The organism is uncultured Methanospirillum sp. (genome assembly GCF_963668415.2).
Lineage (GTDB): Archaea > Halobacteriota > Methanomicrobia > Methanomicrobiales > Methanospirillaceae > Methanospirillum.
Genome location: NZ_CAXXDL010000001.1, coordinates 3674737 through 3690302, shown reverse-complemented (window position 1 = coordinate 3690302; position 15566 = coordinate 3674737). Strand labels below are relative to the sequence as shown.

At 43.0% G+C, this 15566-nt stretch carries 12 protein-coding genes; 11 read left to right on the top strand and 1 reads right to left on the bottom strand.

Translation table 11 applies throughout. The features are described 5' to 3' along the window. Window positions 1-4 precede the first annotated feature (4 nt). The 5 genes from ACHZA2_RS17340 to ACHZA2_RS17320 are packed head-to-tail and all read left to right on the top strand — an operon-like array spanning window position 5 to window position 8760. Window positions 5-2275, top strand: a complete 2271-nt coding sequence (locus ACHZA2_RS17340) for a tetratricopeptide repeat protein (RefSeq protein WP_319580755.1) — start codon at window positions 5-7, stop codon at window positions 2273-2275. Beyond that, window positions 2272-3357: a PDDEXK nuclease domain-containing protein gene (locus ACHZA2_RS17335; RefSeq protein ID WP_319580754.1), complete on the top strand. Its 1086-nt coding sequence runs from the start codon at window positions 2272-2274 to the stop codon at window positions 3355-3357. Before ACHZA2_RS17340 ends, ACHZA2_RS17335 begins: the two co-directional genes overlap by 4 nt. A 31-nt stretch (window positions 3358-3388) precedes the next feature. Next, complete coding sequence (locus ACHZA2_RS17330; RefSeq protein WP_319580753.1) at window positions 3389-5974, top strand: PglZ domain-containing protein; 2586 nt, start codon at window positions 3389-3391, stop codon at window positions 5972-5974. 8 nt (window positions 5975-5982) lie between these two features. Further along, complete coding sequence (brxL, locus tag ACHZA2_RS17325) at window positions 5983-8025, top strand: protease Lon-related BREX system protein BrxL (RefSeq protein WP_319580752.1); 2043 nt, start codon at window positions 5983-5985, stop codon at window positions 8023-8025. Window positions 8026-8037: 12 nt separating this feature from the next. Further along, window positions 8038-8760 (top strand): hypothetical protein, encoded by a 723-nt coding sequence (locus ACHZA2_RS17320; protein ID WP_319580751.1) that lies wholly within the window; start codon window positions 8038-8040, stop codon window positions 8758-8760. A 112-nt stretch (window positions 8761-8872) separates the two neighbouring features. Here the strand turns inward: ACHZA2_RS17320 and ACHZA2_RS17315 are convergent, their stop codons facing one another. After that, the gene (locus tag ACHZA2_RS17315; protein ID WP_319580750.1) at window positions 8873-9571 is read right to left on the bottom strand and encodes a nucleotidyltransferase domain-containing protein; all 699 of its coding nucleotides are present in this window, start codon (window positions 9569-9571) and stop codon (window positions 8873-8875) included. A 475-nt stretch (window positions 9572-10046) separates the two neighbouring features. Between ACHZA2_RS17315 and ACHZA2_RS17310 the strand changes: the two genes are divergently transcribed. From ACHZA2_RS17310 to ACHZA2_RS17285, 6 genes are all read left to right on the top strand, one after another. Further along, window positions 10047-10376 (top strand): hypothetical protein, encoded by a 330-nt coding sequence (locus ACHZA2_RS17310; RefSeq protein WP_319580749.1) that lies wholly within the window; start codon window positions 10047-10049, stop codon window positions 10374-10376. 94 nt (window positions 10377-10470) lie between these two features. Further along, window positions 10471-11742: an ABC transporter substrate-binding protein gene (locus tag ACHZA2_RS17305; RefSeq protein ID WP_394698621.1), complete on the top strand. Its 1272-nt coding sequence runs from the start codon at window positions 10471-10473 to the stop codon at window positions 11740-11742. A gap of 972 nt (window positions 11743-12714) precedes the next feature. Next, complete coding sequence (locus tag ACHZA2_RS17300) at window positions 12715-12978, top strand: UPF0175 family protein (protein WP_319580747.1); 264 nt, start codon at window positions 12715-12717, stop codon at window positions 12976-12978. Next, the gene (locus tag ACHZA2_RS17295; RefSeq protein ID WP_319580746.1) at window positions 12959-13459 is read left to right on the top strand and encodes a DUF3368 domain-containing protein; all 501 of its coding nucleotides are present in this window, start codon (window positions 12959-12961) and stop codon (window positions 13457-13459) included. Before ACHZA2_RS17300 ends, ACHZA2_RS17295 begins: the two co-directional genes overlap by 20 nt. Before the next feature lie 158 nt (window positions 13460-13617). Continuing rightward, entirely contained in the window at window positions 13618-13890 is a 273-nt protein-coding gene (locus tag ACHZA2_RS17290; protein ID WP_319580745.1) for a DUF1016 N-terminal domain-containing protein, read from the top strand. 153 nt (window positions 13891-14043) lie between these two features. Continuing rightward, the gene (locus ACHZA2_RS17285; protein WP_319580744.1) at window positions 14044-15537 is read left to right on the top strand and encodes a metallophosphoesterase; all 1494 of its coding nucleotides are present in this window, start codon (window positions 14044-14046) and stop codon (window positions 15535-15537) included. The last annotated feature ends 29 nt before the right edge of the window (window positions 15538-15566 follow it).

Sequence of the window (15566 nt, the reverse complement as noted above, 5' to 3'; positions counted from 1 at the left end):
AAAAATGAATAATAATATGGAGAAATCAGATAATGACGGTATTATTCGGAGGCTCCATGCGGATTACCCTATCAGATTAATTGAAAATGATAATTTCCTTGTTGAGATCTGCTCGTGTTTATATGCAGCTAATTTAAATTTTGACCAGGACCCTGATGAGGCTTTAAAAAACTATTATTATTCCCTCTCCTTTAATTATCCGCAAAGATTTCCTATCGATATTGTACTAGTAATTCGACCCATCCCCTTTAATTCAGGAATATCTATCTCTGCAATATTTACCAAAACTGCAGAAAATTGCCGAAAATTGGGACATTATGACCTATGTATCTGGGCATATTGTTTGGCATTTCTTTGTGATGCGGAAAATGAGGACATAATTGAAAAAATCCTACTATTTACTAGCATTCAAGTAGAAAAATCTGGAAAAAAACTCTTAGATAACATATTTGATTATTTTTCTTCCCCTCCAGAAGAACTCAGTAAATATTTATTAGAAATAGAATATCTAACTCAACTCTGGCCTATGCGTTGGATAACCTTCTTTTTTAAAAGTTCACCAATATTATGGGCTCAGCATCTTACCGGGATATTATCCGGACAGGATGTTGAGCGATTACTCAACATTTTTATTGAAGCAAAAGATGCCATATCAACCGCTGCAATTCTTTCTACTATTTCATATAATGAAGATAAAAAACAAGATGATGACCTCTTTTTAATTGATTTGTTAAAAAATAAAGGCGGAAATCTTCTTTGTATAGACTTTTTGGAATCAATCCTCACATATTATCCCGAAAGATCAACACTATGGGAAAAATTAGGTCAATTGTATGAGGAAGAAAAGAAATTTCAAGAGGCGATTGATGCATATTCTGAAGCTATCAATTATTCTACCAGTGATCCAAAATACCAGGATATCATTGAATTAAATAAAAATGCTCTCACATTATCAGAGAAGATAGGGGATTTGTATCGAGAAATTAATGATATTGATGAAGCTATTGATGTATATCAATCAGGAATCCAGGCATACCAAAAAATTCGGAATCGAAAAATTGAAACTCCATTTCTTAAGGAGATCTCTGTCAGAGTCAATTTAAAAATTCATCAATGCAAAACAGAACTGGGAGACAATACTCAAACAAATCTTCTTATTTCCACTCTTGAATCAGAAGATAATGATGTGCTTATTAAATATGCAGAAGCATTTCATAAAATCAACTCATGTGAAAATAGTCGAAAATGTTTTGAATTTTTATTAACCCGAAATAATCTTAAATTAGACGAATATGAAAAAGTAATTTCATTCTTTCATTCTAAAGGATTGAGAAAGGAAACAAATCAAGCAGTTAATAACATGTTCAAATTTGGGACATACTCGCCGGTTCAATTCTATGATATCGGAACTTTTTTAGAGAAAATTGGATTATTTGATGAAGCAATGGGCGCATTCTATAATATATCACCCATCGATGCAAGTTTTCATAATATTAATTTAATAAAGAAATTTATCGGGCTTAACCAAGAAGACATTGCTTTAGAATACATTGCGGAATCTCAAATCGGATATCAGCAGTTTGAGATCCTTATCGACTCTGTCAATTTATTACTAAAAAAGTCTCGGGAAAGAGAAGCATTAAGGTTAGCAAAAAAATTTGTTAATTTAAATCGGGACGATTATGATAGGAATCTAAATTTTGAAAATTATTATGAATTAATTAATCACTTTGATTCCACCGATTCAACAATAATTTCAGATTCACTCCGAATATCTCTATTAAATTCTTTAGATAGGGAAAATCCTCAATATATTACCACTCTTCAGACAATTGCTCAAAATCATAAGAGATTAAAATCGATTTTGAATAACCTGGCATTTACTAGTACTTTTGAAATAGAAAATTTAAACAATGCAATTCTTCTCATCATAAGTGGTGAAATATTCCAAGGAATTCGAAAATTGGAAGATTATATTTGTAATTATCCTCATGAGAACGAACCAATTTTTTTGTTAATATGGATTTATGAAAACTTGAATCTTAATGATTTAGCGAATGAATACGAAAAAGGTTTGAAAAGTAAATATATCGATAAAAATGGAGAGATTTCATTTTTTGATGTCCTTGAATCAGATGATTTAACAATGGATGGAGAAAAAATTGAACCTTATTCAGATTCCTGGGTTTATCCAGTTTTTAAAATAATCTGTAGTATTCTTGAAAAAAACCAGATAGATACAAGTGTATTTTCAAACTCTCCAACAAAAATATGATCACGAATCAATACCCAATTTTTTTAGCGGATTTAAAGACCCGAATCCGCCAGGCCCAACTCAAAGCCGCTGTATCAGTAAACCGTGAGTTAATCCTCCTCTACTGGAATGTCGGGAAAGATATTCTCACAAACCAGGAGAAACTCGGCTGGGGAGCCAAAGTAATCGATCAACTCTCCCAGGATCTCCGCAAAGAATTCCCTGATATGAAAGGGTTCTCGGTCAGGAATCTCAAATACATGCAAGCTTTTGCTGCAACATACCCAGACCCTGAATTTGTGCAGCAGGTTGCTGCACAATTGCCCTGGTTCCATATCTGTCTCCTCATAACAAGAATAAAAGACCCGGATACACGAATATTTTACATAAAAAAAGCAATTGAACATGGATGGAGTAGAAATATCCTCGTCCATCAGATCGAATCAGGTCTTCACCTTCGGGAAGGAGCATCAACGACGAATTTTGCTCTCACTCTTCCTCCTATCCAATCAGACCTTGCTCATCAAACCCTGAAGGATCCCTACATCTTCGATTTCCTCACCCTCTCTGAAGAAGCCCAGGAGAAAGACCTCGAAGACGGTCTCACTTCCCATATACAACAATTCCTGCTCGAACTCGGTATCGGCTTTGCATTTCTCGGAAGACAATATCCCCTTACTGTCGGAGATCAGGACTTCTATCTCGACCTCCTCTTCTATCATACCCGTCTCCACTGCTACGTGGTCATCGAACTGAAGGCCCATGAGTTCAAACCTGAATATGCAGGCAAACTCAACTTCTACCTCTCTGCGGTGGACGATCTCATCAGGCAGGATGGAGACAATCCCACTATTGGCCTTCTCCTCTGTCGGGAGAAGAACCGGGCGATTGCAGAATATGCCCTGCGGGATATACAGAAACCCATTGGGGTTTCGGAGTATCAACTGACCAGGGCATTGTCTGAAGACCTGAAAGAACGACTTCCGAGTGTTGAAGAAATTGAAAAGACACTGGAAGAGATTGAACTGAAGACAGTGTCATCAATGTCAGGAGAAATTGAGATTACCTATAAAGATGGGACAAAATATCATGAAAAATTCTAACAAAGGTGCTCGTAACCTTCGGTGACCCACTATGCCAACCGCAACACAATACCTCAAAAACCAGATAATCTCAAGCCTGAAGACCCATCACCTGGTCGTCCTCTTTGATCCCGAGAAACACTATTCTGATATTATCCAAAACCTGGACCTGAACGGGATTCCCATTCATACATACACCGGTTCATTCATCGAACTCCGGAAAGAGATAGCCGGACTCATGACCGGAGAGAGACCCCCAGATCTTCTTCTCTACATCCCGATGGCTGAAAAAGACACAAACAATGCACTCATCGCCTTCACCAAACCCGGTGTCACCCTCCAGCCCGGTCAGCACCCCTGGGAACGAAACACCCGGCTGTCAGTCATGGCACGACAGGTTCTGAAGAACCACCTGTCAGAACAGGAGATGAGTGATATTGAAGCGAAGATCGAGGCAGGAAAACTGACGCTCTCTGACATCGATATCATGGCCGAATCAGTCCGGCCTTCTCTCCCTGAGGCTCTTACCCTCGTATTTCGCACGAAATCGCCTCAGGAAACCCTCCTCTCTTTCATCACTGATGAGAGCCGGGATACTGATCTCATTACAAAGGGACTCATCCCAGATCTGATATCAGTAATTCAGACCACAACCGGATATACTCCGGGAGAAAATCAACCAGAGACCATCAGACCAAACCTTATCAAATATCTCCTGCTCTCTGCGTTTATCAGTGAGATTGGAGATACTCCTTCAGAACTCGTAAAGGTTCCTCATGCAGAAAGTAAAGAACTTCAGAATCTTTGCCGAGATATCATCTACTCCTGGCAGAACCGACGGGAAACCGCAGCTCTCTATGAGCAATACGCACGAAATATCGAGAATACCCTGCATCTCTCAAACCTGACCATCTCACCTGAGCAACTCACCGTGAGCCGGGTATTCCCCGGAACAGAAAGAAAACTTATCGCTCTTGCAGAAGAGGCCTGTTTGTCAGGAACCACTGCTGATATTGATATCAAAACCCTGGCAAGCGATCGCCTTCACCTGTACTGGTCACAGCAGGATCCGGTCATCAGTTTCAGATGGAAGATTCTGGAAGAGATCAGCCAGTTCACCTCCCTTTCAAAAGAGATCGAGGCAAAGATCAGAGAGAAATCATGGCAGGCACAGGATCTCATCTCTGCCTATATTCACCCACAGCAGGGATGGTATCACCTTGACACCCTCCATCGAACCATTCTCAAACACCAGTACGATGACACCCTGGACTCCGGGTGGCAGGACGACTTCCTGGATCGCATCATCGGAAAAGTGCAGAAACAGTACTCAACCACTGCCGACCTGATGACCAATGCCCTCACGCTTGCAATCGCCCAGGAGGGAACCCGGCAGATAACCAGTCCGATGCAGACCAGAACCTTCTCCTCATATGTAACGCAGGATGAAAACCCAGGAAAGATTGCATATATCCTCGTCGATGCGTTCCGGTATGAGATGGGAGCCGCTCTTCAGGAGGTACTCAGTGGTCCAAATGAACTCTACGCAACCATTGGAACCCTTCCTTCGTACACTCCGGTGGGAATGGCTGCCCTCATGCCAAACGCGGAAAAAGAGTTTGGAATTATCGTTTCATCTCAGGGAGGGCTGACCCCGCTCGTTCACGGAACTCCACTGACTACCCGGGAGGAGCGAATAACCTATCTCAAAGAACAGGTAACCAGTGACCTCGTTGCATTCAAACTCTCTGATCTCTTTCCCAGACCTAATAAAAAGATAGAAGAGCAGATCAGGAATAGTCCATTCATTCTCATCACCTCCCTGGAGATCGATGCAGCAGGGGAACAATTAGAACCGCATCTAGCCAGGCAGAGTATGGATGAGATCATCCGCTTACTCAAACGGGCCATATCCCATCTCACCCGCCTCGGTGTTACCCGAATTGTTATCACTGCCGATCATGGATACCTCTTTGGGGAGGAACTCACCGAGGCAATGAAGATAGATCCCCCAAGCGGTCAGACCATCGCGATACATCGCAGGTTCTGGGCAGGAACCGGAGGAGACGTTCGCGACTCCTATGTTCGGATACGACCTGAAATGGTAGGAGTGAAGAGTGATCTCGAGTTTGCCTACCCTGCAGGTATCGGGGCATTCAAAGCAAAAGGAGGAGGAACCACCTATCATCATGGGGGATTATCTCTTCAAGAACTGATTATTCCTGTTCTTGTTATCGAAAATACCGGCCAGGTCCTTTCATCAGATTCGAGTATCTACTGGTCACTTACCATCAGTGGAACCAAAATCTCAAGCAGGATGGTTTCTGTTAAGATCAACGGAATGATCACCAGCATCACCTGGGATCAGATCCCTAAGGTCAGAGTAGAGATCCGTTCAGGAAACCAGATACTCTCAAAACCACTGACTGCTCATTATGAGTATCGGGAAGCAACCGGCGATATGAACATGCGAGTCAATCCCGATCCTGCCAAAAACCGGAGTCTTGAGGAGAATACTGCAGTACTGCAGATTCATACCATCCCTGAATCAGGACCGGTAACCATCCATCTCCTCGACAGCGAAACTGACGTTGAACTCACTAAGATCGGTCCATTCCCCGTAGACATTACCTTTTAGGTGAACAGATGGAACCACTTGAAAAAGATAATCTGGATAAGATAGCAAATCAGGTATTTGCCGGGAGAGTTGTCAGAAAAGACCTGGTAAGGAATGTTAAAGTTGGCGCTAATGTACCGGTCTTTGTACTGGAATTTCTGCTTGGCACATATTGTACCGGTGATGACCAGGTTGCCATAGAAGCAGGGTTGAAAATAGTAAATTCCACGCTCTCTGAAAACTTCGTCCGACCTGACGAATCAACCAAGGCCCAGTCCCTCGTCCGGGAACGGGGCAAGCACATGATCATCGATAAGATCAAAGTGCGGTATGATTCAGAGGAGGATAAATACTGGGCAGAACTGGTAAACTTCAGTCATCGCTATGTCCATATCCCGGAGAAGTATGTTACTCAGTTTGATCGACTGCTCCTTGGGGGTATCTGGGCCCAGGTGACCATCCGTCATATGTATGACGAGGAAGCGACCGGAAAGAAGAGCCCGTTCTGGATTGAGGATATCCGGCCGATTCAACTTGCCTCATTTAACCTTGATGAGTATAAACAAGGAAGAAAAGAGTTTACCACTGATGAGTGGATTGATTTTCTCATCCGCAGTCTCGGGATGCAACCGTCTGAATTTGACCGCCGTCTCAAGATGCTTTACCTCCTCCGGTTAGTTCCCTTCTGTGAGCATAATTATAATCTTATCGAACTCGGGCCGAGAGGGACCGGAAAATCATACGCATACCAGGAGATCTCCCCATATGGGATTCTCCTCACCGGTCCGACCACGGTTGCCAACCTCTTCTATAACATGGGAACCGGGAAGATGGGACTGATTGGTCTGTGGGATGTGGTAGGATTTGATGAGGTCGCTGACCTTCAGAAGATGCCCAAAGAGATCATCACCATGCTCAAGACCTATTGTGAGTCCGGATCTTTTGCACGAGGCCGGGAACAACTTGCAGCATATGCCTCAATTGCGATGTTCGGCAATACGAACCAGCCGATTGATGTCATGGTGAAATCATCACATCTGTTCATGCCGATGCCTGATATCATCCGGACCGATATGGCATTCATCGACCGGATTCATTGTTATCTTCCCGGATGGGAGATACCAAAGATGCAGATCCGGTTCTTTACCAGTAATTATGGGTTTGTTGTCGATTACTTAGCCGAGGCTATCCGGGATCTTCGTAAATATAACTTCACTGATGTGATCGATCAATACTTCTCATTCGGAACTCATCTGAACGCCCGTGATGTGAAAGCAGTCAGAAGGACCGTTTCAGGAATGATGAAACTCCTCTATCCACATGGGGAATACACCAAGGAAGAACTCGCCGAGGTCTTGGAACTCGCTCTTGAATGCCGGAGAAGAGTGAAAGAACAGCTTAAGAAGATGGGTTCATTTGAGTATTATCAGACCTCGTTCTCCTATATCGACAATGAAACCCGTGAAGAAGTATATGTCGGTGTTCCTGAAGAAGGAGGGCGGGGACTCATCTCACCCGATCCCCTTGCTCCAGGGTCAGTATATTGTGCTTCGGTTGATACTGAAGGAAAAGTTGGGCTCTACCGTATAGAAGTGGGGATGAGTGCCGGAACCGGGAAACTCAAATTCAGGGGCGGTATTGCAGGGAGTATGAAAGAGTCAATTCAGCGGGCTTTTTCATACATCGAGAGTCATAAGGTCACAATGGGAATCGGTCAGGAATTTGATACCTCTGATTTCCACGTCGAAGCGATTGATCTCCTGAGCAACCGCATACCGGCAGATTCAGGAGTGGCGTTTATTACCGCGGTGTATTCGGCTATCAGATCTCATCCAGTCAGGCCCGGAGTTGTTATTCTTGGGGATATTAGTATCCAGGGTAATATCAAACCGTTATCTTCACTCATTGAGGTTCTCCAAAATACCATGGATAACGGAGGAAAGTCAGCAATTATTCCGGTGGAGAATAAGCGGATGTTCCTTGAGGTGTCAGGTGATATTCTCGAGCAGGTGGATCCAATATTTTATGGGGATCCGATAACGGCAGCGATGAAGGCGTTAGGGTTGCATTGAAAGGGGATAAGGATGGGAAAACCAGATACATCGATTGTAATTCAGCAGATAAATGAAATTTTAGAGGAATGTGATAATTTTCATAATACATACTCATGCCCAAATGTTTACTTTGAGGGAGATCCAAGAGAAGACAATCAAGCTGAATCTCATGAAATTTATCGGATAATATCACTCATTGAATCAACGATTAAAAGATTTGATGAAACGAATGGAGTATTCAACAATCGAGCACAAATTATTTTGAATAATATTAATCCGGATAATGATGAGAAATTATATAATTCCTCAAGATCATTGAAAGGAGTATTAACATCACTCAAAGAAGCTTATGAAAAAGGCTATTTAATCTCTATTCAAGATTTAATTCACTCCGATATTTTCTCAGACTATCTTGAAATGGCTAGTGAATTGTTAGAGAAAAACTACAAAGATCCTGCAGCAGTTATAACAGGTTCTACTCTTGAAACTCATCTTAAAAGCCTCGCTATTAAAAATGGCATTAATATTGAAGAGACTAAACCTAATGGAGATATTGTCCCTAAAAGAGCAGATAAGATTAACAACGAATTAGGGGGTATCAAAGTATATTCAAAAGCAGAACAAAAGCAAATAACTGCATGGTTGGATTTACGAAACAAGGCAGCTCATGGAAATTATAACGAATATGCAATTGAGCAAATCGATTTAATGCTCATGGGTGTACGGGATTTTATTATTAGAAACCCTGCTTAATGCGATTATGGAAATATTTGGTAGTGATCTCTCATCGATGAACAGAGAATTCAGGATCCAATGATCTGAGGTCACCATCACTACTTGGGGATCACAAATACCTCAAGGCCCATTACCAGAACCCTTTCTCTCTTACCCGTTCTACAAACTCTGTCTCATCCGGGATGGCTGCTTCAAGATCAGGGACTGATGCAAGCAATCGCTCAGATACTTCCTCAATGAGAGAGATATCCGGCTCATCAAGGATAGTATAATCTGATATGAGATCAAGGAGTTTCCAGGGTACGGACGAAATTCTACTCCTGACTCTGGAATCAACCATCTCTGCAATCCGGGCAATACGAAGAAGACAGAACCATCTCCCGTCATACCGGATTCTCAGGGTCAGGTCATCAGGACTATCATCACTTGACGGCATAGTAACCTGATATCCGGCCAGTTCCTTTATAAAAAGGAGGATATCAAGGAGATATGACTCCTGCCGGTGAGTAGGAAGCAGGTTCTCTATCATCCCTATTCTCCGGAGATAATTAGGGGTTTTGGCTATCTGGTCACGGTCAGCCAGATCTACTTTTCTTCCACATATCTCTTCGAGCTCATGGATCATCTCCAGGTATCCGGAGTATGTGTGGCGGGTATCAGGGTCATACGTAATCATGATATCAATATCACTGTCTGCCCTGAGTGTTCCTCTGACTGCAGACCCGAAAAAGACAAAAGACGTAAGGTGATATTTCTCACAAAATTCGGAGATCTGCTCACGGGTAATCGGGAGATCAGGGGGAACCGGGGAGATATCAGGATTTTTCATGGATAATGAATAACCATACTATTCTATCGATAATGGATGTTCGCGGGGTTAGTCTGGTTACTTTCTCAATACTCACGATTAAGCATATCGTCGATATTTGGCAGCGACACTTCTTTTTTTGATCTCCTTTACGCTTCGGAGTATCGAGAGAGGGTATACCTTCAGGCAAATGGGCAGACAGTGTCAGCCCAAACAGAGGATAGGCTGTATAGAACTGACGATAGAGCTTCAGTGACCGGTAAGAACATCCATCTCCCTGAGGGAGACGGCTCGTAAGATCCTGTACCATATGATCACCACACGATACCGATCTTATCCTTTCTGTTCGAATTCCTGAATATCATATCCGATAAGCCAGGTTCTAACGGTCAGGGAACAGTTAACTGGATACATCACCGGGACAGAGCATCATCATAGAATAGAGAACTCCCATTCCGGTGAACCGTGGTTTATTGAGAGAAGGTTCTATTGTTTCATGAATAGCACAGACCTCCGGTATAAACAAGACAAGCCATCATTCAGCAGACCTGATATACTCCCCGAACCATCCCCGGATTTTGCCCCTCTTATCTCCCCGGACTATGTGGCATACCCTGACTCATCCTCTGAACTATCACCACACCAGTCGGCATTGTCAGAAGAATTCGCTATCACTAGATCGGGAAACCCTTCTGATCGTTCAAACTCACCACATGATATCCCGGATGGACCCCTTTCGTCTCTTCCGGGCTCATTCGGACTCGTCCCTCTCGTCACGGTATGTTCGAACTCATTCACCCGGGCTGGTGATATGAAAGTCAGATGACGAGAGGGACTGGATATCCATCCACGATTCTCGTAATAATTGAATTGGAATATCAGATCGATAGTATTTTGAATATAAACTCTGGATAAGCATTATGCAACGTAAAGTAAAATATTGCCCTTCTTTTCTGGTGATAGTACTATGTATTGGACTCATGTTTCTTGGTTCAATCCCGGTATCTGCTGAAAAAACCTATTCAGACAATAATACGATTGTATTATATGGTATATTTCCAAACAACGGAACACTGGCCTCTGTTGGTGAACAGGCTAAAGAGACCTTTAGTATGGCCATTGATGACATTAATTCATTTTTAGTTCACCAGGGTTCTTCTAAGGACGTCCAGGGGATTATATCATACATGAATTCTGATCCTGAATCTGCTTTAGAAGCCGTTAAAAAATTACATGAACAAGGCATTACGATGGTTATCGGTTATTTCTCGAGTTCACAACTTGAAACCATCAAGGATTACGCAGATTCTGAAGGAATACTTATCTTATCAATCGGTTCATCGTCGCCATCACTTGCAATTGCAGGCGACAATATTTTAAGATTTAATCCGGATGATAAAAAACAGGCCCTGGCAGTAGATCAAATTTGGAGTGAACAGAATATATCCGAAATTATCCCAATCGCAAGAGATGATATCTGGGGCCATGACCTTGTAAAATTCGTATTACATAATCTTTCAAAAGGAATGACCATGGAAGATGGAATATGGTACGATCCCAACACAACTACATTCTCTACGTATCTCACTCAACTGGATGCAAAAGTAGGAGAAGTCCTCAAGAACACGAATGCAGAAAATGTCACCATATATGCAGTTACCTTTGATGAGATAGAATCGATCATGAAGGAAGCAGCCAGGCCAGAATATTCAAATCTTACGAAGGTACATTGGACCGGATGCGATGGGAATGCATTTTCACCAGCCCTCACAGGCTCTTCTGATACGGCAGAATTTGCATTTAATCATAATTTTACAACCCTTTCCCTGGGACCATATACCGATGTATCTCTTGATACCTACAATGCTCTCAAAGAAAAACTGAAGGGAGAACCCAACGGCTATACCTATGGAGAATATGATGCAGTATGGATTGCATTTGAATCGCACCTCATTGACGGGAAGAATGATGCTTCTTCACTTCGGGATGCAATCACTACTATATCAAATTCATATAACGGTCTAGCAGGAGAGAACTTCAAAAATGAAGCAGGTGATATGGTAGAGGGTCATTATAACCAGTGGGGCCTTGTCAAAGAGAATGGGGAGATTACGTATTCCAACCTTGGTCAGGTATCGATTTGGAACAGAGGCGGAGATACGTATTCGGTAAAATATTACCCCAATACGTGAACACCCTCATTTTTGTTACATTGAAGGTATACTGTCTCTTTTTTCCTAACCGGGATCACTATTTCATAATGAAAAAACTTTTGAGCATTACATGGATTGAATGCTCTGTCTCGAAGATATAGTTTAAACTGGGTGATTCGGCAATAATGGATACGAGTAACGCAGGAATCAAGCCCTCTGTTCTTTTTGAGATAGTATATGCATAGAACCACTATGCCATACCCGGTGACATGTGATTCTACATTCTACGAACTGATTATAATACAGAGGATTTTTTCATCCGTTCTATTCTCGTGCCTCTCATCATTTAAAATTAAATGCAATGGCTGTGGGAAATGATTGTTCGTTTGAAGAGACGACAGGATCTAGACCGGGTAAAATCCTTTCACCAATCGATATTGTCAGCAGAGATCGCTATCAATACACCCGGGGAGCCCCTTCTTACACGTCAAATTCACCAACACGAAACCAGGCTCCGGGATTATCTTTCAGCCCAGTCAGCGATAGCCGGGTAGTAAACTCACTCCCGGGATAAATCACCGGGAGGGAGCAGTATCATAGAGGAGAGGATTCACATTCTGGTATACCGTGGTGAATCGAGAGTACGATACCCTTTTTCAGGGATAACACATACAGAGGCATAGATCTCCCGGTTTGAAGTAGACAAGCCATCATCCAGCAGATAGAGTGAACACGTCTGGTTGTCCGGTCACGTAAAGAATCAGGAGATTTTTTACCTACCCTGGAAATTTGAACAGGTGACGTCCTGAATGAACTCGAAGAAGGGAAATTTGAACCGGTAATATACGGCTATGTGAAACTGGCCGGAGCGTGATCGAGCGACTTGCCTGTGGAATAAGAGCTACGCGATTCCATATGGAATGGAAGAGGAGTGCGAGAGATGAACCGGTGCCACAAGGTAACTTATCTATTAAACCGAAACAAATGGAATAGTATCTTGGGAGGACCATTATGACAGAAGATATTGTACTGACCATACCGTCATCGCTTGCCAGGGAGATGAAACTCCCCCCAGATACGATCAGAGAGGAACTCCTGAGCGAACTTGCGGTAAGCCTGTACCAACGGGAAATAATCACATCAGCCCAGGCCTGTCGGTTAACTGGACTGGAACGCTACCAGTTTGAAGAACTTCTCTGGAAACGTCATATCCCGGTTCACTACTCAGAAGAAGATCTTGATCAGGATATCAGGTATGCAGCTGGTAATTTCTGACTCATCTATCATCATACACCTGGCAGCGGTGAACAGGTTTGATCTTATCAGAACATATTACCCCTCAATTATTCTTCCCCGTTCAGTGTATCAGGAAGTCGTGTCATCTGGATCATATAAACCTGGGTCTGAAGAAGTTCTCCTAGGGGTAAAAAACGGGGAAATTTCTCTTCGAGATGTTCACAATACCCGGCTGGTTTCCAGCCTCTGCCACGAGATCCATCGGGGAGAAGCCGAAGTCATCGCTCTTGGAGTTGAATGTGATGACGCATTTCTTCTCCTCGATGATCATGATGCCCGCCATATCGCTGACAGGTTCGGTCTCCGATACACCGGAATCATCGGGATCTTCATCAGGGCCAGAAAAGATGGGAACATATCCTCGCTCAGGAGAGAGATAGAGCGATTGCGAACAGAGGGGAGGTTCTGGATCTCTGATTCTGTTCTGCAGAAAGCACTCATGGTAGTAGGTGAAGAATGATCCATCCCTTATTTTTCTCTCTGATTATCCATCTTACCTCACAGATTTAAAGATCCGAATTCGTCAGGTCAAACTCAAAGCCGCCATCTCGGTAAACCGGGAACTTATTCTCCTCTACTGGTAGATCGGAAATAACATTCTCCGAAGTCAGGAGAAACTTGAATTGGGGAGTTAAAGTCATCGATAAACTGTCCCAGGATCTCCGCAAAGAGTTTCCTGATATGAAAGGATTCTCAGTCAGGAACCTCAAATACATGCAGACATTTGGTGCAGCATACCCTGACCATGAATTAGTGCAAGAGGTACTTACACAATTGACCTGGTTCCATATCTGTCCCCTCATAACGAGAATAAAAAAGCCGGATGAACGGGTATTTTACCTGAAAAAAACTATCGAACATGTGTGGAGTAGAAGTATTCTAACTTATTAGATCGATCTTAATCTTTATGATCATCAGGGGAAAGCCATCACAAATTTCTCTCACACTCTCCCTCCCGTCACATCTGATCTGGCACAAGAGACACTGAAAGATCCCTTATACACCGGATTTACGCTCTGATCCATATCGATACATCAATGTAATATGAGTCCCCATTCTCACTCACGTGAGGGTATGGATCCAGGAGATATTACTGAGAAGATCCCTGATGACAGAAGCATACTTGTCGTATCTGATGTTCATCTTGGCGGAGTAGAAGGGCCTGAAACGATAAACCGGATACTCAATTTCCTGGACAAGATAGAGTCCGGGACAGCGAAGGTTGTCTGTCATCCGGAGGAACAGGAGGACGACAGCACACCGGTAACAAAAACGCTCCTCCCTCCTTCAAAAATTATTTTGCTTGGCGATATCCTGGATCTGTGGAACCCACGACATCAGGATCGCAATTATGCCTTCCTCGATGGTCTCATCTTCTTTTTGAAACTGCAGAAGATAGAGAGTGATATCATCTATGTCACCGGAAACCACGACGAGGATTCAGGTGAACCGGTGTACTCATATGGAGCAGATACACCTGATAAAAGCAACCCGGCGTATAGTATATACACACTCTTCAAAGGACTGCACGGAAAGATCGAGAGCCTGAAGATTAAATGGAATCCGGATCATATCCTTGAGTTAAGCCCGAGACATTACCCGGCAACCTCGACCCAGGGTCATGTACATGGCCTCAACGCAGGAGGAGTCCATTATGTCTTCGTACATGGCCAACAATTTGACAAACAGCAGGTCACATATTCCATCAGCCAGGCAATAGGATTCAGGTTTGATATCATAGACTCAATACAGGAGATCCTTAATTGTTCCATTGTCAGAGAGGTCAGGAAATCTATTCCGATACTTTCCTTTATCGGATTCTATGCAGTATTGAACTTCCTGGCCATTATCCTGCCGGTCTTTTTCAAGAGCGATGGACTGAACTGGCTCTACTGGATCGTAGGGGTGGTCTTTGCCGTCACATTGTTTGCAATCTCAGCAAAAGGTGTTCAGATATTTGGATTTATTATGAAGGATCTGCCCTCATCCTCACTCCTCTTCAAGGCCTGCCTTGGAATCTGCATCGGTGAGATTATCCTTATAGGTATTGGCAGTTACTTCCTCTCATGGGGGATACTCAATAATCTATACATCATTGGAATGGTGGTGTTTCTCTGGCTTCTGTTCATTTTTATCATTCCGGTGCTGTATGGAGCACTCAGTACCTGGATGTACAACACCTTCTTCAGTGCAAAGAATTACGATGTGAAAGGGGTCTATGAGGATGCGTTGAAGAGTGAGAAGTACACCTACAACGCAGAGGTTTTGATATTCGGCCATACCCACATCCCGGGAACCTATCCAAATTCCGAGGATGATGTAAGAACCCAGGGGAGATCTGCAGACGGGAAACCGACCCTTCTTATCAATACCGGTGCCTGGGTGAGAAATGAATTTGGGATAGATGACAGTTTTGCGTACATTGACAACCGGGGTGTTGCACTCATGAAGTGGAACGACACAACCCGGGATATTTCATGCACGAAGTACTTCCCAAAAGAGATCATTAAGAAGCGGTCCGGTAGACAGAATGAATGAACCCGGGTATGGAGTGATACCCAGAGTTT